Source organism: Pseudomonas sp. PSE14 (assembly GCF_029203285.1).
Classification (GTDB): Bacteria; Pseudomonadota; Gammaproteobacteria; order Pseudomonadales; family Pseudomonadaceae; genus Pseudomonas.
On sequence record NZ_CP115669.1, the window covers coordinates 2,098,854 to 2,119,783 of the forward strand.

The following is a 20,930-nucleotide window of genomic DNA, read 5'->3' on the forward strand; positions in this document are numbered from 1 at the left end:
ATCAGTTAGTGGGAATGACCGGGCGCGGCGGGTAGACCCGCAGCGGTATCAGGGGAATCAGGATGAGCAGGGCGGCGGCCAGCCAGGCCATCGCCAGCAGGGTGTCGGAGGCGGCGAGCACGCCGGCCTGGCCGCGTACCTGGCTGGCCAGGCGGCCCATGTTCTCGGCGCCGCCCAGCTGTTCCAGGCGCAGGCCCAGGGCTTGCGAGGCGTTGCCCAGGTGATCGACCAGGCGGTTGGAGTGGTAGTGCTCGCGCCAGGTCATGAGGAACGAGACGATGGCGCTGCCCATCACCGCCGAGAAGGCGCGCACGCTGTTGAACCAGGCCGAGGCGAACGGCCCTTCGATGGCCGCGACGACGCTGGTGGCGGACATCAGCAGCGGCACCACGGCCATCGGCTGGCCGATGATCTGCAGTGCCAGGAGCCAATAGAAGTTCTCCCGCGTCCACTCGCTGGTCAGTTGGCTCATGCCGAAGGCAGAAAGCCCGCACAGGCTGATGCCGATAGCCAGGACCCAGCGGCAATCCACCCGCGGGATGTTGCACAGTGCCGCCACCAGCGGCAGCGAGATCAGCTGCGGCAGAGCCACCAGCAGCGCCATGGGCGCCGATTGCAGCGGGCGGTAACCGTGGGCCGAGGCCAGGTACGACGCCGGCACGCCTGAGCAGGCACCTAGCACCACCAGAACGCCGGCCAGGGTGATCAGCGAGTGGGTGAAGTTGCGCCGTTTGAGGATGTCCAGGCGGAAGAATGGCAACGGGTGCGTCCATTCGTTGACGAAGAACGCCACCAGCAGCCCGGCGCCGCCGATCACCAGCAGGGTGATCAGGTCCGACTCGAACCAGTCCAGGCGCTCGCCCTGCAGCAGGCCGATCACCAGCATCAGGACGCCCGGCAGGCCGAGGGCGAGGCCGATGTGGTCGAACTGGCGGAAGCGCTCCAGGCGCAGCGGGTCCTGCGGAATGCCCCAGGCGACGGCGGCCAGCGCCACGGCGCAGAGTGGAATGACCTGCCAGAACACCCATTGCCAGCCGACGAACTCGGTCCACAACGCCGCCAGCGGCATGCCCAGGTTGGGCGCAAAAGTGGCGGTCAGCGCGTAGGCGCCCAGGCCGTAGAGCTTGATGCCCGGCGGCAGGAAGCGCAGCGCCACGGTCATCAGCATTGGCGGCATGCAGCCGCCGGCGAAGCCTTGCAGCAGGCGCAGCAGGTAGAGCGTCTCGACGTTCGGCGCGAACGGGCAGAGCAGCGCCAGCAAGGCGAACACGGCGATGGCGCCAAGGGTAAAGCGGCGCAGCGACACGGTGACCGAGAACCAGGGCGCGAAGGCCATGGCGGCGACCTGCGCCGCCGAGTACAGGGCGAGCAGCCAGGTACCTTCGTCGTGGCCGATCGACAGCGCGCCGCGCACATCGGTCATGGCCAGGTCGGTGACCTTCTCGTTGAGGCCGGCGCTGAGCGACGCGATCAGTACGCCAATCATGCCGACCACGATGCGCAGGCCGAACGGCTGCGCCACGGGCTTGGCGGGCTGCGCGGCCGATGGTGTGGCCGGCTGCGGGGTGGCCGCGGAAATCGGGGCGAGCGCGGTCATGGCCGGCCTCCATGGGGATGGCCGACGCCGCCGCCGGTGAGCGGTAAGGTGCAAGGCATAGGAATCAACTCGGGTATTTGCCACCGAGTCTAGGGAAGGCCAATAGCTGTGAAAATTGAAATGATTGCAGCTAATCAGTGCGCCTGATGCACTTGTTGGGCCGTCAGCTCAGCAGGCCGGAGCTCTCGCGCAGTTCGGTGCACACGCGCTTCACCGTCTGCCGCAGCCAGCTGTGCGCCGGGTCGTTGTCGAAGCGCGGATGCCAGGCCTGGATGATCACCACCGACTTGAGTGGCAGCGGAATATCGAACTGGCGCAGGGCGAAGCCCAGGCGGTCCAGACGCCACAGCGAATGCTCGGGAATGGGCAGCACCAGGTCGGACTCCAGCAGGGCGAAGATCGAGGAATGGAAGGTCGGCGCGATCAGGCGGACTTCACGGCGCAGGCCGAGTTTCGCCAGTTCCTCGTCGATAGGACCTGCGGCGCGGCCGCGCCGTGACACGCTGATCTGCGGGAAGCTGGCGAAGCGCTCCTGAGTGATCTCATCGTCGAAAATCGGGTGGTCGCGCCGCGCCAGGCCGACGAAGTTGGTGGTGAACAGCGTCTGCGTGCGGATTTCCGGTTCCAGGGTCGAGGTACCGCCAATGTAGAGATCGATGCGGTTCTGCCGCAGGGCTTCGTCGTCGAAGTCTGCCTCCGGAGCCATGCGCAGGCTGCAGCGCGGCGCTTCTTCCTTCATCACCGCCAGCATGCGCGAGGCGAAACCGCCGACCAGCACGTTGTTGGAGCGCAGTACGAAGCAGCGTTCGAGCTGGTCCATGCGCAGGTTTTCCTTGGCGTTGAACAGGCGCATGGCGTGTTCCACCAGCTCGCTGACCTCGTCGCGCAGTTGCAGGGCGCGGGGCGTCGGCACCAGGTTGCGCCCGGCGCGGACCATGATCGGGTCGCCCACTGCCTCGCGAATGCGCGCCAGGGTGCGGCTCATGGCGGGCGCGCTCAGGTGCATGCGCCGCGCGGCGCCGACCACGCTGCCTTCATCGAGCAGGATGTTGAGGGCGACCAGCAGGTTGAGATCGGGCAGGGCCATGGCGACTCCGGATAGGTTGGCGCGGTGCCATTCATGTTCCATTGTGACGGACCCGATGGGCAAGCGTGCGTTTGGCGCAATGGTTCATTACGTTTTGCGTGTCTTTACGGTCGCTGCCCTGGCCCGAAGAATGGTGGCGGATTTCGTTTCGCGAGGAGAAAGGCATGTTCAAACGGATTCTGCTGGCCGTCGACGGCGCGGCGCAGTCGCCGCGCATCATCGCCACGGCGGCGGAGCTGGCGCGCTGCAATGGCGCGGCGGTGCACGTGGTGTGCGCCGTGGACCGCGCCTTCGCCATGCCGCGTCAGGACGCGCTGGAGTATCCGCCGGCGGAGCAGGAGCAGCATGAGGCCCAGGCGCTGGTGGATGACGCCGTGGTGCAATTGCGGCCGTGCGTGGCTTCGGGGGCGGTGGTGGCGGGCGATCCGGCCCGGGCGATCCTGCGTGAGGCGGAGCGCCAGGAGTGCGACCTGATCGTGATCGGCCATCGGCACCTGGGGCGCATCGAGCGCTTGCTGGATCCTTCGGTGGGGCAGCGAGTGATCGAGCGGGCGCCGTGTCCGGTACTGGTCGAGGTTCGGGAGTAGGGCGCCTGTTGGTCCGGTGCCGTGCGGTTCGCGAGCAAGCTCGCTCCTACGAAGAGCGCAGTACGAACCTGTAGGAGCGAGCTTGCTCGCGAACCCGCCCAACGCAGCGCTCGACAGACCAATTGCGGACAGCGTCCGCTCCTGCGCTGGCCTGGGAGGGCGGCATCCCTGCAGGAGAGGGTGGGCGAAACAGAAAGAAAAGCGGCCCCGGCGCCGGGTTGGTCCTGAGCGAGGACCCGGCGTCGGAGCCGTAAGGGGTCAACCGCGACGATGCACGTTGCGGCCGTGCGCGAAGGTTTCCTTCACGGTACGGTCGTCGCCGAGGATGACCAGTGCGAAGAGTTTCTCCTCCAGAGTCTTGGCCTGCTGCAGGCGGTAATCCAGCAGCGGGGTGGCCTTGTAGTCGAGGACCACGAAGTCGGCCTCGTTGCCCTGGGCGAAGCTGCCAACCTTGTCTTCCAGTTCCAGCGCGCGCGCGCCGCCGAGGGTGGCCAGGTACAGCGACTTGAACGGGTCGAGCTTGATGCCCTGCAGCTGCATCACCTTGTAGGCTTCGTTCAGCGATTGCAGCTGGGAGAAGCTGGTGCCGGCGCCGACATCGGTGCCCAGGCCAACTTTCACCTTGTGCTTCTCAAGCTTGGCCAGGTCGAACAGGCCGCTGCCCAGGAACAGGTTCGAAGTCGGGCAGAAGGCCACGGCCGAACCGGTTTCCGACAGGCGCTGGCACTCGCCGTCGCACAGGTGTACGCCATGGGCGAAGACCGAGCGCGGGCCGAGCAGGCCGTGGTGGTCGTAGACGTCCAGGTAGCCCTTGCGCTCCGGGAACAGTTCCTTGACCCACTCGATTTCCTTGAGGTTTTCCGACAGGTGCGTGTGCATGTACACGCCCGGGTGCTCCTTGAGCAGGCGGCCAGCGGCGTCGAGCTGTTCCGGCGTGCTGGTCGGGGCGAAGCGCGGGGTCACCGCGTAGAGCAGGCGGCCCTTGCCGTGCCAGCGCTCGATCAGCGCCTTGCTGTCGGCGTAGCTGCTTTCGGCGGTGTCGGTCAGGTAGTCCGGCGCGTTGCGGTCCATCATCACCTTGCCGGCGATCAGGCGCAGGTCGAGCTTTTCGGCGGCGCCGAACAGCGCGTCCACCGACTGCGGGTGCACGGTGCCGAACACCAGTGCGGTGGTGGTGCCGGCGCGCAGCAGTTCCTTGAGGAAGATGCCGGCGACGTCGGCGGCGTGGGCCGGGTCGGCGAACTGCTTCTCGGTGGGGAAGGTGTAGGTATTCAGCCAGTCCAGTAGCTGCTCGCCGTAGGAGGCGATCATGCCGGTCTGCGGGTAGTGGATGTGGGTGTCGATGAAGCCGGGGGTGATCAGCGCGTCGCGGTACTCGACCACTTCCACACCGCCCAGTTGCGGCAGCAGCTCGGCGGCGTGGCCGAGGCGGGCGACCTTGCCGTCTTCCACCAGCAGGATGCCGTCTTCGAAGTACTGGTAGGACTTCTCCACGCCGACTTCGGCGGGGTCGGCGACGCTGTGCAGGATACTGGCGCGGTAGGCTTTGGCTTGAGTGCTCATCAATCTCTCGCAAATCGGAATTAGCGCGTCTTCGGACGCTATTCGATGGGTATCGCTGGCGCTCCACCCATCCTACGTAAACTGACCCGGCTATTCGTAGGATGGGTGGAGCGGAGCGATACCCATCATGAAGTCTGGAATTCTGGAAATCAGGCGCCGCTTTCGGCGGTGCGTGCGCGGCGGCTCGTGGGTAACAGTTTGGCCACGGTGTTCTCGCCCTTGCCGGTCTCCTGACCGAAGGTGGCGTTGTAGGTGGCGATGACTTCGCCGGCGATGGACACGGCGATCTCCACCGGCAGCTTGCCCTTCACCTCGCTGATGCCCATGGGGCAGCGCATGCGCTGCACGGTGTCGGCGGCGAAACCGCGGTCGCGCAGGCGGTGTTCGAACTTGGCGCGCTTGGTGTCCGAGCCGATCAGGCCGAAGTAGGTGAAATCATTGCGTTCGAGGATCTTCGCGGTCAGCTCCAGGTCCAGCGCGTGATTGTGGGTCATGACGATGAAGTAGCTGCCGGCGGGCATTTCGTCGATCTCGTCGATCACGTCCTCGTTGATCACGCGGGTCACGCCTTCGGGGATGTGATCGGGGAACTCGGCTTCCCGCGAGTCGATCCAGCGCACCTTGCACGGCAGGCTGGCGAGCAGCGGCACCAGGGCACGGCCGACGTGGCCGGCACCGAACACGGCGATGTGCGCCTGGGGCTGGCCCATGGGTTCGAACAGCAGCACGGTGGCGCCGCCGCAGCACTGGCCGAGGCTGGCGCCGAGGCTGAAGCGCTCGAGCTTCGGCTCGCGCTCGCGGTTCTGCAGCATCTCGCGGGCGATGGCCATGGCCTTGAATTCGAGGTGGCCGCCGCCGATGGTGTCGTAGGCCTTGTCGGCACTGATGACCATCTTGGAGCCGGCATTGCGCGGGGTGGAGCCGCGCTCTTCGATGATGGTCACCAGCACGCTGGCTTCGGCGCGCTGTTGCAGGTCGGCGAGGGCACTGATCCAGTTCATCGTTACGAACCTCAAAGCTGGGCTGGTCGTAGGGCGAATAACGCCTCGGGCGTTATCCGCCGAAATGGCGGCGGCGGATAAAGCGCTCCGCTTTATGCGCCCTACGGTTCTTGGTAAGGGTGGGGCGCCGCTGACCCGGGGGAGGACGGGATTGGGGACGTCTTCCCGTGCCAGCGGCCCCCCATGGTTACATCACGCCGGCTCGACCTGAGCCTGTGCCTTCTCCGCCTGGGCCAGCTTCAGCTTACGCATCTGCTCCACGCCCCAGAGCACGCGCTCCGGGGTGGCCGGGGCGTCGATCTGCGGCTGGGCGCGGTAGTCGGCCAGGCTGGCCACGGCGTCCTTGATCGCGCAGAACACCGAGATGCCCAGCATGAACGGCGGCTCGCCGACGGCCTTGGAATGGAACACCGTCTGCTCCGGGTTCTTGCGGTTTTCCACCAGCTTCACCCGCAGGTCGATGGGCATGTCCGCAATGGCCGGGATCTTGTAGCTCGCCGGGCCGTTGGTCATCAGCTTGCCCTTGGCGTTCCACACCAGTTCTTCCATGGTCAGCCAGCCCATGCCCTGGACGAAGCCGCCTTCCACCTGGCCGATGTCGATGGCCGGGTTCAGCGAGGCGCCGACGTCATGCAGGATGTCGCTGCGCAGCATCTTGTACTCGCCGGTGAGGGTGTCGACTATCACTTCCGAGCAGGACACGCCGTAGGCGAAGTAGTAGAACGGCCGGCCGCGGGCCTGGCTGCGGTCGTAGTAGATCTTCGGCGTGCGGTAGAAGCCGGTGGAGGAGAGCGACACCTGGCCGAAGTAGGCCTGCTGGATCAGCTCCTCGAACGGCAGGATGAGGTCGCGCACGCGCACCTGGTTGTTGCGGAACTCGATGTCTTCCTCGGTCACCTTCCAGTGCTTGGCGGCGAACTCCACCAGGCGCTGCTTGATGGTCTCGGCGGCGTTCTGCGCGGCCTTGCCGTTCAGGTCGGCGCCGGAAGAGGCGGCGGTCGGCGAGGTGTTGGGCACCTTGTCGGTGTTGGTCGCGGTGATCTGCACACGGTCGATGTCTACCTGGAAGACCTCGGCCACCACCTGGGCGACCTTGGTGTTCAGGCCCTGGCCCATCTCGGTGCCGCCGTGGTTCAGGTGGATGCTGCCGTCGGTGTAGATGTGGATCAGCGCGCCGGCCTGGTTGAGGAAGGTGGCGGTGAAGCTGATGCCGAATTTCACCGGGGTCAGCGACAGGCCTTTCTTCAGCACCGGACTATTGGCGTTGAACTCGCGGATTTCGGCGCGGCGCTTGGCGTACTCGGCGCTGGCTTCCAGCTCCTCGGTCATCTCCTGCAGCAGGTTGTGTTCCACCTGCTGGTAGTAATGGGTGACGTTGCGCTCATCCTTGCCGTAGTAGTTGCGCTTGCGCACCTCCAGCGGGTCCTTGCCGAGGTGGCGCGCGACGGCGTCCATGATCTCCTCGATGGCGACCATGCCCTGCGGACCGCCGAAGCCGCGGTAGGCGGTGTTCGACGCGGTGTTGGTCTTGCAGCGGTGACCGTTCACCGTGGCGTTGCCGAGGAAGTAGGCGTTGTCGGAGTGGAACATCGCGCGGTCGACGATGGAGCCGGAGAGGTCCGGCGAGTAACCGCAGTTGCCGGCCAGCTCGATGTTGATGCCGTGCAGCAGGCCGTCATCCTCGAAGCCCACGTCGTACTCGACGTAGAACGGGTGGCGCTTGCCGGTCATCTGCATGTCTTCCGTGCGCGGCAGGCGCATCTTCGCCGGGCGGCCGGTGAGGCGCGCGATCACGGCGCACAGGCAGGCCGGAGCGGCAGCCTGGGTTTCCTTGCCGCCGAAGCCTCCGCCCATGCGGCGCATGTCGATGACCACCTTGTTGAAGGAGATGCCCAGCACTTCGGCGACGAGCTTCTGCACTTCGGTGGGGTTCTGGGTCGAGGTGTAGACGATCACGCCGCCATCTTCGGTGGGCATCACCGAGGAAATCTGGGTCTCCAGGTAGAAGTGCTCCTGGCCGCCGATGTGCAGGGTACCCTGGATGCGGTTCGGCGCGGTGGCGAGCTTGGCCTCGGAGTCGCCGATCTTGTGCTGGTGGCTTTCGAGCACGAAGTGCTTCTTGCGCAGTGCCTCGACTACGTCGAGCACCGGCTCCAGGTCTTCATACTCGATGATCGCGGCCATGGCCGCCTTGCGCGCGGTTTCCAGGCTGTCAGCGGCGACGGCGATGACCATCTGGCCGACGTACTCGACCTTGCCGTCCGCCAGCAGCGGGTCACCCGCGACCACCGGGCCGATGTCCAGCTGGCCGGGCACGTCGTCCTTGGTGATGGCGATGGCCACACCGGGGAACTGGTAGCAGGGGCTGACGTCCAGCCGGGTGATGCGCGCGTGGGCGCGGTCGCTCATGCGGGCATAGACGTGCAGCTGGTTGGGGAATTCCAGGCGGTCGTCGATGTAGATTGCCTCGCCGCTGACGTGCTTGGGCGCGCTCTCGTGCTTGACGCTGCGGCCAACGCCGGTGGTCAGGTCGGCGCGGAACAGATCGGCGAGTTCTTCCTGGGTCTTGTGTGGCTTATGCATAAGAGGTCACCCGAGTAACGGCCTGGGGAGCTTCCAGTTCCAGGAAGCACTTGCGCAGCAGGTTCTGTGCGGTGAGCAGGCGGTATTCCTTGCTCGCACGGAAGTCGGTGAGCGGGGTGAAGTCTTCGCTCAGCGCAAGCGCCGCACGTTCGAAGGTGGCGCTGTTGAAGGTCTGGCCCAACAGCGCGGCTTCGCAGGCCTTGGCGCGTTTCGGGATGGCGGCCATGCCGCCGAAACCGGTGCGCACGGCGGTGATCTTGCAGTCTTCCACGGTGAGCTGGAACGCGGCGCAGACGGCGGAGATGTCGTCGTCCAGGCGCTTGGACACCTTGTAGGCGCGGAACATCTGGTTGGCCTGCGGACGCGGAATGATCACCTGCTCGATGAACTCGCCTTCCTGGCGCGCGGTGACCTTGTAGTCGATGAAGTATTCATCGATCGGCAGCTCGCGGCGCTCGCTGCCCTTGCGCAGCACCAGGCGTGCACCCAGGGCGATCAGCAGCGGCGGCGAGTCGCCGATGGGGGAGGCGTTGCCGATGTTGCCGCCCAGGGTACCCTGGTTGCGGATCTGCAGCGAGGCGAAACGATGCAGCAGCTCGCCGAAGTCCGGGTAGTCGCGGGACAGCGCTTCGTAGCAGTCGGTCAGCGGAGTCGCGGCGCCGATCTCGATGCGGTCGTCGAAGACTTCGACACGCTTCATTTCTTCGACATGGCCGACGTAGATCATCACCGGCAGTTCGCGATGGAACTGGGTGACTTCCAGGGCCAGGTCGGTGCCACCGGCGAGCAGGCGCGCCTGCGGGTTGGCGGTGTAGATGTCGGCCAGGTCGGCGATGGTCAGCGGCAGCAGGCAGCGCTTGTCACCGCTGTTGAGCTCGGCGGTTTCGTTCGGGGCGATGGCTTTGAGCTGGGCGATGATGTCGGCCTCGGCGACGTCGAACTGGTCCGGCTGCTTCTGGCAGCAGGATTGCTCGGCAGCATCGAGGATAGGGCGGTAACCGGTGCAGCGGCACAGGTTGCCGGCCAGCGCTTCGTGGGCCTCGGCCTTGCGCTCCTCGGCAGTAACGCCTGCGCTGTTCTTCTGCAGGGCAAACAGCGACATGACGAAGCCGGGGGTGCAGAAGCCGCACTGCGAGCCGTGGCAGTCGACCATGGCCTGCTGCACGCCGTGCAGTTCGCCACGGTGCTTGAGGTCATCGACGCTGATCAGCTGCTTGCCGTGCAACGAGGAAACGAAGGTGAGACAGGAGTTGAGGGTGCGGTAGCGGATGCGCTCGGCGCCTTCCTCGCCGACCAGCTCGCCGACCACCACGGTGCAGGCGCCGCAGTCACCGGAGGCGCAGCCCTCCTTGGTGCCGGTCTTGCCCAGGGTCTGGCGCAGGTAGTTGAGCACGGTGAGATTGGGGTCGAGGCGGTCTTCGACGCGCAGCTCGCGGTTGAGCAGGAACCTGATCAAGGCTTGCCTCCAGGCTGGTTCTTGTTTTTGGTAGGGCACTGGAGCATGAATCTATGAAAAGCTGACTTTTGAGTCAATAAAAATTCTGTCCAAATGGTCAGAAAATTTTTCCGCAGCTGATAAGCGGTGCGAGCGAGGCTGCTTTTTGTAGGAGCGAACTTGCTCGCGAACCGCTGAAATCAGCGGCCTGCACCGTGCCAGTAGGGTGTGTTGTTGGCTCTTCTGAGGGGCGAAGAGCTTCGCGAGCAAGCTCGCTCCTACAGGGGCGGCAGAAAGAAAAAAGGCGGCAAGCCGGGGTAGGGCTTGCCGCCAAGGCGTGGAACGCGGGGTCAGGCTTGCTGGGAAGCGCTCAGCTGGTATTCCTCGCCAGCGTAATAAGCCCGCACCCGCGGATTCATCACGGCGCGCCAGAGCGGCGGGAACAGGGCGAGGACGATCATCCCGGCATAGCCATTGGGCAACTGCGGGCTTTCGTCGAAGTGTCGCAGCACTTGGTAGCGCCGTTTGGCGTTGGCGTGGTGGTCGGAATGCCGCTGCAGATGGAAGAGGAACAGGTTGGTCAGCAGGAAATTGCTGTTCCAGGAGTGCTCGTGGGTGGTTCGCTCGTAGCGCCCGCTATCCAGTCGGCGGCGGTGCAGACCGTAATGCTCGACGTAGTTGACGATCTCCAGCAGGGTGAAGGCCATCACCGACTGGCCGATGAAATAGATCGCGCCGATCCAGCCGAAGGCGACGCTGAAGCCGGCCAGGAACAGCGCGCTGATCACGTACCACCCGATCAGCTCGTTGCGCCAGTGCAGCGCCGGCAGCCCCTTGCGCTTCAGACGCTCGCTCTCCAGCTTCCAGGCGTTGAGGAAGTTGTGCTTGTAGGCGTGGGGCAGGAAGGCATACAGGCTCTGGCCGTAGCGCGATGACGAGGCGTCTTCCGGCGTGGAGACATGCACGTGATGCCCGCGCACATGCTCGACCTTGAAGCCCGCGTAGCACACCGCTGCCAGCAGCAGGCCGCCGGCGTTCTGCTCAAGCTCCGGGTCCTTGTGGATCAGCTCATGGGACACGGTGATGCCGATGGCGCCCATCACGGTGCCCACCGAGAGAACCCAGCCCAACTGGCCGACCCAGTTCCAGGCGTCATAGGTGGCCAGCACCCAGCCGCCGTAGATCAGCATGCCCAGCAGCAGCGGCACCGTCGCCAGGCTGAGGAAACGGTAGTAGCCCTCGCGCTCCATGGGCGGCACGTCGTCGATCTCGTCCGGGTTGGCCGGATCGCGGCCGACCACGAAGTCCAGCAGCGGGATCACCCCGAACACCACGGTGATCACCAGCCAGGCCCAAGCGTTGGGGTGGTCGCTGCCATACGACCACCAATAGCTGACGGGGATGCCGAAGACCGGCACCAGCCAGATCCAGTAACCGGCCTTTTTCAGGCGCAGCATCCAGGCGGGGGAAAGGAAGGCGAGCATGGGCGACTCCCGAACAGTCTTTATGTAGGATTGTCCGACAATCGTGCGCCCGTTCTTCCCGTCGGACGCACCAACCTTCGTTCTGTCGTCCACCCGCCGGAGGGGATGGCGCGGTAACACCCTGTGTTACACTTCGCGACCGCATTACCCCCTCGAAAGCGCCCCGACCATTAAGGACAACCATGACGTTCAAGGCCCCGGACAGCCTGGCTGAGCAGATCGCGCACCACCTTGCCGAACGCATCATCCGGGGCGAACTCAAGGAGCGTGAGCGCATCCAGGAACAGAAGGTCACCCAGACCCTCAACGTCAGCCGTGGCTCGGTGCGCGAGGCGCTGCTGATCCTTGAGCGCCGCCATCTGGTGGTGATCCTGCCGCGCCGGGGGGCGCAGGTCTCCGAACTCTCTGCCAGCCACGTGGAAAGCCTGTATTCATTGGTCACCGAGCTGTACATCATGCTTGCCAGCAGCGTGGCCCGGCGCTGGCGCGAAGAGGGCGACCTGCAGCCGTTCATGGCGATCCAGCAGCGCCTGCTCGACAACCTCGAACGCGGCGATATCAACGCCTTCGTCGAATCCAGCTTCGACATCATGCGCGCCGCCTTCCCGTTCGCCGCCAACCCCTACCTGCAGGAAACCGTGGAAAACCTCCTGCCGGCCATCAGTCGCACCTATCATCTGGCCCTGGAGCGCCGCAAAGGCGAAATGAGCCAGTTCATCGGCAGCTTCGAGCAATTGCTCCGCGCCGTGGTCGGACGTGACGAGGCGGCGATCCGCGAGGTGCTGCTCGATTACAGTCGGCGCAACAGCCAACTGGTCCTGGCCGCGCTGGCCGAACGATAAGCATCCGGGGGAGGGCGCATGCGGCTCAAGTGCATCAAGCTGGCGGGCTTCAAGTCCTTCGTCGACCCGACGACGGTCAGTTTCCCGAGCAACATGGCGGCGGTGGTCGGCCCCAACGGTTGCGGCAAGTCCAACATCATCGACGCCGTTCGCTGGGTAATGGGTGAAAGTTCGGCGAAGAACCTCCGTGGCGAGTCGATGACCGACGTCATCTTCAATGGCTCCAACACCCGCAAGCCGGTGACCCAGGCGTCCATCGAACTGGTGTTCGACAACTCCGACCAGACCCTGCTGGGCGAGTACGCCAGCTACACCGAGATTTCCATTCGCCGCCGCGTCACCCGCGACGGCCAGAACACCTACTTCCTCAACGGCACCAAGTGCCGGCGCCGCGATATCACGGATATCTTCCTCGGCACCGGCCTGGGCCCGCGCAGCTACTCGATCATCGAACAGGGCATGATCTCCAAGCTGATCGAGGCCAAGCCGGAGGACCTGCGCAACTTCATCGAGGAAGCCGCCGGCATCTCCAAGTACAAGGAGCGCCGCCGCGAGACCGAGAACCGCATCCGCCGCACCCAGGAAAACCTGGCGCGCCTGACCGACCTGCGCGAAGAGCTGGAGCGCCAGCTGGAACGCTTGCACCGCCAGGCCCAGTCGGCGGAGAAGTACCAGGAGTTCAAGGCCGAGGAGCGTACGCTCAAGGCTCAGCTCGGCGCCCTGCGTTGGCGCGACCTGAACGAACAGGTCGGGCAGAAGGAGCGGGTGATCGGCGATCAGGAGGTGGCCTTCGAGGCCCTGGTGGCCGAGCAGCGCAGCGCCGACGCCAGCATCGAGCGCCTGCGCGACGGCCATCACGAGCTGTCGGAAAGCTTCAATCAGGTCCAGGGCCGCTTCTACTCCGTGGGCGGCGACATCGCCCGTGTCGAGCAGAGCATCCAGCACGGCCAGCAGCGCCTGCGCCAGTTGCAGGACGACCTGCGCGAGGCTGAAAAGTCCCGCCAGGAAACCGAATCCCACCTGGGCCACGACCGCACGCTGCTGTCCACGCTGGTCGAGGAACTGGAGCGTCTGGCCCCGGAACAGGAAATCAGCGCCGCCGCCGCCGAAGAGGCGACCGTTGGCCTGGAAGAAGCCGAACAGCGCATGCACGATTGGCAGCAGCGCTGGGATGCCTTCAACCAGCAGAGCGCCGAGCCGCGCCGCGAAGCGGAAGTGCAGCAGTCGCGCATCCAGCACCTGGAACTGAGCCTGGAGCGCCAGGGTGAGCGCCAGCGCCGTCTGAACGACGAGCGCGCGCAATTGGCCGCCGATCCGGAAGATGCCGCGATTCTCGAACTGGGTGAGCAGGTCGCCGCCATCGAGCTGCTGCTGGAAGAGTTGCAGATCGAAGAGCAGGAGCTGGCCGAGCGCCTGGAGAGCGTACGTCAGTCCCTGCAGGAAAGCACCGCCGCGCAGCACCAGGCGCAGGGCGAATTGCAGCGCCTGAACGGCCGCATCTCCTCGCTGGAGGCGTTGCAGCAGGCCGCGCTCGATCCGGGCGATGGCACCGCGCAATGGCTGCGTCAGCAGGGTCTGGAGCAGCGTCCGCGTCTCGCCGAAGGCCTGCGCGTGCAGCCGGGCTGGGAGCTGGCGGTGGAAACCGTGCTCGGCGCCGACCTGCACGGCGTGCTGCTGGATGACGTGAAAGGCTTGCCGTTCGACGCGCTGGAAAAGGGCGAGCTGCGCCTGCTTGATCTGGCCGCCGGCGCCGTTTCCCGTCCCGGCAGCCTGCTGGAAAAGGTCGAGACCAATGTTGACCTGAGCTACTGGCTGGGCCGCGTGTGCCCGGTGGAGAGCCTCGACCAGGCGCTGGCGCAGCGCGCTTCGCTGGGTGATGGCGAAAGCCTGATCAGCCGTGATGGCTACTGGGTCGGTCGCAACTTCCTGCGCGTGCGCCGTGGCGAGTCCGCCGATGGCGGCGTGCTGGCGCGCGGCCAGGAGCTGGAGCGCCTGTACGCCGAACGCGAGACGCTGGAGCAGCGCCTGGCGGAAGTTGAAGAACAACTGGTGCGCCTGCGTGATGAGCAGCGTCAGTCCGAGGAAGGCCGCGACCAGGTGCGCCGCCGTCTGCAGGACGAAGGCCGCCGCCAGGGCGAGCTGAAGGCGCAGCTGTCCGCGCAGCAGGCCAAGGTCGAACAGCTGACCCTGCGCCGTCGCCGTCTGGACGAGGAACTGGCCGAGCTGGCCGAGCAGCACGCCATCGAGCAGGAGCAGTTGGGTGAGGCCCGCCTGAGCCTGCAGGAAGCGCTGGACGCCATGGCGGTCGACACTGAGCGCCGCGAAGCCCTGCTGGCCGAGCGCGACGGCATGCGCGAGAAGCTCGACCGCATCCGCCAGGAGTCCCGCCAGCACAAGGATCATGCCCACCAATTAGCGGTGCGCGTCGGTTCCCTGCGCGCCCAGCACGAATCTACTCGCCAGGCGCTGGAACGCCTGGACAGCCAGGCGGTGCGCCTGGTCGAGCGCTGCGAGCAGCTCAACCTCAATCTGGAGGAGGGCGCCGCACCGCTGGAAGAGCTGCGCATGCGCCTGGAAGAACTGCTCGACCGGCGCATGGCCGTCGAGGACGAGCTCAAGCACGCGCGCCTCGCGCTGGAAGACGCCGACCGCCAACTGCGTGATGCGGAGAAGCGCCGCACCCAGGCCGAGCAGCAGTCGCAACTGCTGCGTGGCCAGCTTGAGCAGCAGCGCATGGAATGGCAGGCCCTGAGCGTGCGGCGCAAGTCGCTGCAGGAGCAGCTCCACGAAGACGGCTACGACCTGCATGGCGTGCTCGGCACCTTGCCGCACGACGCCGCCGAAAAGGTCTGGGAAACCCGCCTGGAAGAGCTGGCCGCGCGCATCGGTCGCCTGGGCCCGATCAACCTCGCGGCGATCGAGGAATACCAGCAGCAATCCGAGCGCAAGCGCTACCTGGATGACCAGAACGACGACCTGGTGGAAGCGCTGGACACCCTGGAAAACGTGATCCGCAAGATCGACAAGGAAACCCGCAACCGCTTCAAGGAAACCTTCGACCAGATCAATGCTGGCCTTCAGGCATTGTTCCCCAAGGTTTTCGGCGGTGGTCATGCTTATCTGGAACTTACCGGCGAGGATCTACTCGATACCGGGGTGGCGATCATGGCGCGCCCGCCGGGCAAGAAGAACAGCACCATCCATCTGCTGTCCGGCGGCGAGAAGGCTCTGACCGCCCTGGCGCTGGTGTTTGCGATCTTCCAGCTGAACCCGGCACCGTTCTGTATGCTCGATGAAGTCGATGCGCCGCTGGACGATGCCAACGTCGGCCGTTATGCGCGGCTGGTGAAGGAGATGTCGGAGAAAGTGCAGTTCATCTATATCACCCACAACAAGATCGCGATGGAGATGGCCGATCAATTGATGGGTGTGACGATGCACGAACCGGGATGTTCGCGACTGGTGGCAGTGGATGTCGAGGAGGCCGTGGCGCTGGCCGAAGCCTGATCCGGATACAACTTGCCAGGCAAGTTCGGAATACTGGGCTACGCTTGTAAGGCATTGATTATATTGAGGTAGCCATCGCGCCAGGGACGAACTCGCGATAGGCTATGAAAAGTTGCAAAGACCAGGCGGAGTGTCGCCACAAGCAGTGTAAAGTTGCGTGCGAGCGTGTTAGCTTAACGCCCACTTTTGTATCGCGTGGAAAACATCATTCAGAACATGAAGTTGGCTCCACGTTTTCAAGGGATAGGATGTCCTTTTTTTCATCATCATTTTTTGTTCAGGGGCTACGGGATTAGATGGATATCGGTCTGCGCGAATGGCTGATCGTCATTGGGCTTATCGTGATCGCCGGCATTCTGTTCGACGGCTGGCGTCGTATGCGGGGTGGCAAGGGCAAGTTGCGCTTCAAACTGGATCGCCACTTCGCCAACCAGCCTGACGATGGGGATGACAGCAACCCCGAACTGCTCGGGCCGTCCCGCGTGGTCGAGCATCGCGAGCCGGCGCTTGACGAGGAAGACCTGCCCAAGGTCAGCGCCAAGGACTCCCGAGGCAAGCGTCGCGGTGAGCCGCGCCAGGGCGACCTGAACCTGGACGACCCGGCGCCGAACCTGCTCGGCCCGCTGGACGAGGAAGATTTCCCCAACCCGCTGGACGAAGCCCCGCAGGAAAAGGAAAAGCCCAGGAAGGAACGCAAGAAGGACAAGGAGCGCGCCGCAGCCCCGGCCGCTGCTGCTTCCTCCGCGCCTCTGGCACCGGTCGAGGAAGTGCTGATCATCAACGTCATCAGCCGCGACGAAAACGGTTTCAAGGGCCCGGCTCTGCTGCAGAACATCCTGGAAAGCGGCCTGCGCTACGGCGAGATGGACATCTTCCACCGCCACGAGAGCATGGCCGGCAACGGCGAAGTGCTGTTCTCCATGGCCAACGCGGTCAAGCCGGGCACCTTCGATCTGGACAACATCGACCAGTTCAGCACCCGCGCCGTGAGCTTCTTCCTCGGCCTGCCGGGGCCGCGCCATCCCAAGCAGGCGTTCGACGTGATGATCGCCGCCGCCCGCAAGCTGGCCCAGGAGCTCAATGGCGAGCTGAAGGACGAGCAGCGCAGCGTGATGACCGCTCAGACCATCGAGCACTACCGCCAGCGCATCATCGACTTCGAGCGGCGCGCGCTGACCCAGAAGCGCTAAGCTTTCCGCACGCCGACCACACAAGCCCCAAGCCACCCTTGGGGCTTTGCGTTTCTAGCCGCCACCCTCTCAAGAAGAAACAGCCGCCCGAGATTCCCGCATGACCGACTCCCAGACCGCTGCCGAACGCATTGCCCAGCTGCGCAGCGAGCTCGACGACCACAACTATCGCTACTACGTGCTCGACGAGCCCAGCGTGCCGGATGCCGAGTACGACCGCCTGTTCCGCGAGCTGAAGGCGCTGGAAACCGAGCATCCCGAGCTGATCACCCCCGAGTCGCCGACCCAGCGCGTTGGTAGTAAGGCATTATCTGCGGTTTTGCCACGCCCCAATGTTGCGTTCGCGCCAGTTCGACACCTGATTCCAATGCTCAGCTTGGATAACGCATTTGATGAGCAAGCCATGCTTGAGTTTGATCGTCGTGTGCGTGAGGGGCTTGCAGAGGAGCTACCTCCCGGAGACCTGTTCGGTAATGGGCCTGAGGTGGAGTACAGCTGTGAACTAAAGCTTGATGGTCTAGCGGTCAGTCTCCTCTACGAGAATGGTTTTTTGGTGCGAGGTGCTACTCGCGGAGATGGCTCGGTGGGCGAGGACATCACTGCTAACGTGCGCACGGTGCGCAGCATCCCTCTACGCCTGCGAGGTGATGGATGGCCTGCATCTCTTGAGGTGCGTGGTGAGGTCTACATGCCTAAGGTAGAGTTTGAGCGGCTGAATGCAGAGGCGATTGCTGAAGGGGGGAAAACTTTTGCAAATCCACGCAATGCCGCTGCTGGGAGCATTCGCCAGTTAGATCCGTCGGTTACTGAAATGCGCCGACTTTCCTTCTTCACGTACGGAGTGGGCTTTGCTGAGGGGGATTTGCCTGGAACGCAGCTGGATCGGCTGGCTCTTTTGAGGTCTTGGGGATTCCCTCTAAATCGTGAGCTTAAGAAGGCAGTTGGCGTGCAGGCGTGTCTCGCATACTACCAAGACATTGCAATAAAGCGTGATGAGTTGCCTTATGAAATCGACGGAGTCGTGTTCAAGGTCAATCGCATCGACTTCCAGCTTGAGCTGGGCTTCCGTGCCCGTGAGCCGCGTTGGGCCATTGCCCATAAGTTCCCAGCGCGTGAGGAGCTCACTGAGCTGCTTGACGTGGAGTTCCAGGTCGGCCGTACCGGGGCTGTGACTCCGGTGGCGCGTTTAAAGCCAGTTCAGGTGGCCGGTGTGACTGTGTCCAACGCCACGCTGCACAACATGGATGAAGTGGCGCGTCTGGGGTTGATGATCGGTGACACTGTAATCATTCGTCGTGCCGGCGACGTAATCCCGCAAGTCATGCAGGTAGTGGCCGAACGCCGTCCGGATGATGCGCGTCCGGTGGATATTCCCACCCAGTGCCCGGTATGCGGCTCGCAGGTCGAGCGAACGCAGTTGGTTAAGCGCAGCAAGGGCAAGGAGTCTGTCAGCGAAGGTGCCATCTACCGTTGTGTCGGGCGGTTGTTCTGCCAAGCACAACTGAAGCAGGCAATTATCCACTTCGTCTCGCGTCGTGCCATGGACATCGACGGTCTTGGCGACAAGATCGTGGAGCAGTTGGTGGACAAGGGCTTGGTGAAATCCCCGGCCGACCTCTACACCCTGATCTACGACCAGATTATTGAGCTGGAAGGCTTTGCCGAGGTTTCCACCCGCAATCTGCTGGGCTCCATCGCCAATAGCCGCAAGCCGAGCCTAGCGCGCTTTGTCTTTGCCTTGGGTATCCCGGATGTGGGAGAGGAGACCGCTAAGCTGCTGGCGCGCTCCCTAGGCAAGTTGGATCGCATTCAGGAGGCACTGCCGGAAGTATTGACCTACTTGCCGGATGTGGGGGCTGAAGTGGCTTACGAGATCCACAACTTCTTCGAGGACGAGCACAACTGCAAGGTGATCGCCGAGCTTCGAGATCCCCAGCATGGGGTGCTGCTCCAGGATGAAGGAGATGTGTCTGCAGAACTTGCCGCCTGCGCAACTCTGGATGGGATGCTCGTAAAGCTCAATATCACCTCAATTGGCCCGACTAGCGCCCGAAAGCTTGTGGCCAAGCTGGATAGTTTAGACAAAATCATCGCAGCTGACGGCATTGATTTGCGGCAGGTGCTTAGTAGCAAGCAAGCTGATGCTGTGCGTGAGTTCTTCAAGGTCGAGGCAAATCGAAAGCTGGCCCGTGAGATTGAGGCGCAGCTATTGGAGTTCGGTATGCACTGGAACAGCGCGCGTAAGAGTGTGGAAGGGCTGCCGCTAGCCGGCCAGACCTGGGTTCTCACCGGTACGCTGGAGAGAATGAGTCGCGATATAGCTAAGGCAAGGCTCGAAAGCTTGGGGGCCAAAGTTTCCAATTCAGTTTCGACAAAGACACATTGCGTGGTGGCGGGAGAATCTGCTGGGTCAAAACTGGCCAAAGCCCATGAACTTAATGTCGCCGTGATGGACGAAGAGCAGCTGGTCAAGCTGCTGGCCGACCACGGCATCGGCGCCTGACACGCCTTTCTTCCGATCAAAGAATCACGATCAATGCATCAAGGAGCTATTCCATGCCCATGACCAAGGACCAACTGGTTCGCGACATCGCCGAATCCCTCGACCTGACCCAGGCCGCCGTGCGCGGTGTGTTCGAGCAACTGGCGCAGATCGCCCAGGATTCCCTGGAGAACGATGGCGAACTGACCCTGCCGGGGATCGGCAAGCTCAAGGTCAGCGAGCGCGCCGCCCGTACCGGCCGCAACCCGCAGACCGGCAAGGCCATCCAGATCGCCGCGAAGAAGTCGGTTCGCCTGGTCCCGGCCAAGGCTCTGGTCGACAGCCTGAACTGATCGGCAGGCCCGCTCCGGCCCCTGCGTTGTGATATAGGGCGGGGCGGGTCGTCCGTTAGCGGAGAGCGAGATGGACAAGGCAAGAAAGCAGCGCCTGATCGGCGTGGCGGCGCTGGTGTTGCTGTTCGGGGCCTACGTGGCCTGGACCGAGCGCCCGCAGATCGTCCTGCACTATGACGCTCAGGGTGGGGCGGCGGTGAGCTACAGCTACAAGGAAAATGGCGAGGAAACCCTCGCGGGCGAGATCAAGCCGGGCGAGGCGCGCACCTTCCCGCTGCGCCTGCTGCGTTCGGGTGAATACCGCGTGGCCTTCCAGTTCCACCAGGGCGCGGAGCGCTACTCCACCTTCAGCACCCGTCCGGGCTACAGCAAGATGGACCTGTTCATCGGGCCGAACCTGGAAGTCTCCACCCAGCCTCGGCCCGAAGGGCTGATTCAGGCGCAGTAACGCCCGTTACAGGTACTCCGCCACCAGCACCAGGTTGCGCTCGGCGCCGGTGGCGCCGCCTGCCGACATGCTGCGAATGACGCTGTCGGTTCCGCCAGTGGCCGTGAAGCCTGGCCCCAGTGGCTGTCCTTTGGTGTCCGTCAGCCGGTAGTGCTTGCTGGGTAGCGCGTCGCGTGGCTCGTTCAATTGCAGGAACATCGCCTGGTTGCATTGGCGTACCTGCACCTGGGCGCTGCCGGCGGTGGCGTCCCGCAGTTGGACCTGGCAGCTGTCTTCGACAATGGCGCCGGTGAAATGGATCACGGCATCGGCGGCCATGAGTTGGCTGCTGAACAACGTGGCCAGGAGGGTGGTGGATCGCAGGGCAACAGGCATGTCGGCATTCCTCGCTCGGTAATGGCCGCCACGGATGGGCGCGCCGTTCCCAAAGCTTCGGCGCTGGTGAAGATTTTTGTAGGGCAATTCTTCGACTTATTGCGTCGATTCGTGAATCGCATCAGGAATTGCCTGACGGACGCACCTAAGTGCTTGAAGTGCTTGTAACTTGCGAACAAGCCGCTACAATGGCGCGGCTCGTCGATCTGGCGAGATTCGCGATGGTGGCCCTGTCGGTCCCCCCGCAACGATTACCTGTTAACCTGGTCAGGTCCGGAAGGAAGCAGCCACAGCGGGAACATCGTGTGCCGGGGTGTGGCTGGCGGGGCCGCCTCCATTTCAGGGCCAGGAAAATCGCTCCGCCGTTCCGGACGTCGAGCCCAGGCCCTCGCTCCG

General features: G+C 64.2%; 15 protein-coding genes and 1 other RNA gene. 8 read left to right on the forward strand and 8 right to left on the reverse strand.

The genetic code is table 11. The features are described from left to right. Nucleotide 1: 1 nt before the first annotated feature. Nucleotides 2-1,597, reverse strand: coding sequence for an MFS transporter (locus O6P39_RS09850; RefSeq protein WP_275611153.1), 1,596 nt, complete (start codon nucleotides 1,595-1,597; stop codon nucleotides 2-4). A 163-nt stretch (nucleotides 1,598-1,760) separates the two neighbouring features. Continuing rightward, nucleotides 1,761-2,684, reverse strand: a complete 924-nt coding sequence (locus tag O6P39_RS09855) for a LysR family transcriptional regulator (protein WP_275611154.1) — start codon at nucleotides 2,682-2,684, stop codon at nucleotides 1,761-1,763. A gap of 164 nt (nucleotides 2,685-2,848) precedes the next feature. Here O6P39_RS09855 and O6P39_RS09860 point away from each other — a divergent pair, with 164 nt between their 5' ends. Beyond that, nucleotides 2,849-3,271 (forward strand): universal stress protein, encoded by a 423-nt coding sequence (locus tag O6P39_RS09860; RefSeq protein ID WP_275611155.1) that lies wholly within the window; start codon nucleotides 2,849-2,851, stop codon nucleotides 3,269-3,271. A gap of 258 nt (nucleotides 3,272-3,529) precedes the next feature. On the opposite strand, the gene guaD is transcribed toward O6P39_RS09860, so the two are convergent. The 5 genes from guaD to O6P39_RS09885 form a co-directional block, all read right to left on the reverse strand. Beyond that, complete coding sequence (gene guaD, locus O6P39_RS09865; RefSeq protein WP_275611156.1) at nucleotides 3,530-4,834, reverse strand: guanine deaminase; 1,305 nt, start codon at nucleotides 4,832-4,834, stop codon at nucleotides 3,530-3,532. A gap of 149 nt (nucleotides 4,835-4,983) precedes the next feature. Then, complete coding sequence (xdhC, locus tag O6P39_RS09870; RefSeq protein ID WP_275611157.1) at nucleotides 4,984-5,835, reverse strand: xanthine dehydrogenase accessory protein XdhC; 852 nt, start codon at nucleotides 5,833-5,835, stop codon at nucleotides 4,984-4,986. Between the two features lie 192 nt (nucleotides 5,836-6,027). Further along, on the reverse strand, nucleotides 6,028-8,418 hold the full coding sequence (gene xdhB / locus O6P39_RS09875) for a xanthine dehydrogenase molybdopterin binding subunit (RefSeq protein ID WP_275611158.1): 2,391 nt from the start codon (nucleotides 8,416-8,418) through the stop codon (nucleotides 6,028-6,030). Beyond that, nucleotides 8,411-9,874 (reverse strand): xanthine dehydrogenase small subunit, encoded by a 1,464-nt coding sequence (xdhA, locus tag O6P39_RS09880; protein ID WP_275611159.1) that lies wholly within the window; start codon nucleotides 9,872-9,874, stop codon nucleotides 8,411-8,413. Before xdhA ends, xdhB begins: the two co-directional genes overlap by 8 nt. Nucleotides 9,875-10,203: 329 nt before the next feature. Then, nucleotides 10,204-11,337, reverse strand: a complete 1,134-nt coding sequence (locus O6P39_RS09885; RefSeq protein ID WP_275611160.1) for an alkane 1-monooxygenase — start codon at nucleotides 11,335-11,337, stop codon at nucleotides 10,204-10,206. Between the two features lie 182 nt (nucleotides 11,338-11,519). Between O6P39_RS09885 and O6P39_RS09890 the strand changes: the two genes are divergently transcribed. The 6 genes from O6P39_RS09890 (at nucleotide 11,520) to O6P39_RS09915 (ending at nucleotide 20,159) form a co-directional block, all read left to right on the forward strand. Continuing rightward, complete coding sequence (locus tag O6P39_RS09890; protein WP_275611161.1) at nucleotides 11,520-12,179, forward strand: GntR family transcriptional regulator; 660 nt, start codon at nucleotides 11,520-11,522, stop codon at nucleotides 12,177-12,179. An 18-nt stretch (nucleotides 12,180-12,197) separates the two neighbouring features. Then, a complete protein-coding gene (gene smc / locus O6P39_RS09895; RefSeq protein WP_275611162.1) occupies nucleotides 12,198-15,686 on the forward strand; it encodes a chromosome segregation protein SMC in 3,489 nt (1,162 codons plus the stop codon). 296 nt (nucleotides 15,687-15,982) lie between these two features. Then, a complete protein-coding gene (gene zipA / locus O6P39_RS09900) occupies nucleotides 15,983-16,876 on the forward strand; it encodes a cell division protein ZipA (protein ID WP_275611163.1) in 894 nt (297 codons plus the stop codon). 100 nt (nucleotides 16,877-16,976) lie between these two features. After that, a complete protein-coding gene (ligA, locus tag O6P39_RS09905; protein WP_275611164.1) occupies nucleotides 16,977-19,379 on the forward strand; it encodes an NAD-dependent DNA ligase LigA in 2,403 nt (800 codons plus the stop codon). 53 nt (nucleotides 19,380-19,432) lie between these two features. Next, entirely contained in the window at nucleotides 19,433-19,711 is a 279-nt protein-coding gene (locus O6P39_RS09910) for an HU family DNA-binding protein (RefSeq protein ID WP_254475838.1), read from the forward strand. 70 nt (nucleotides 19,712-19,781) lie between these two features. Then, on the forward strand, nucleotides 19,782-20,159 hold the full coding sequence (locus tag O6P39_RS09915) for a hypothetical protein (RefSeq protein WP_275611165.1): 378 nt from the start codon (nucleotides 19,782-19,784) through the stop codon (nucleotides 20,157-20,159). A 6-nt stretch (nucleotides 20,160-20,165) separates the two neighbouring features. Here the strand turns inward: O6P39_RS09915 and O6P39_RS09920 are convergent, their stop codons facing one another. After that, nucleotides 20,166-20,534 (reverse strand): hypothetical protein, encoded by a 369-nt coding sequence (locus O6P39_RS09920; RefSeq protein ID WP_275611166.1) that lies wholly within the window; start codon nucleotides 20,532-20,534, stop codon nucleotides 20,166-20,168. A gap of 231 nt (nucleotides 20,535-20,765) precedes the next feature. On the opposite strand from O6P39_RS09920, the gene ffs reads away from it, so the two are divergent. Beyond that, an RNA gene (ffs, locus tag O6P39_RS09925) (signal recognition particle sRNA small type) lies at nucleotides 20,766-20,862 on the forward strand. Nucleotides 20,863-20,930 lie beyond the last annotated feature (68 nt).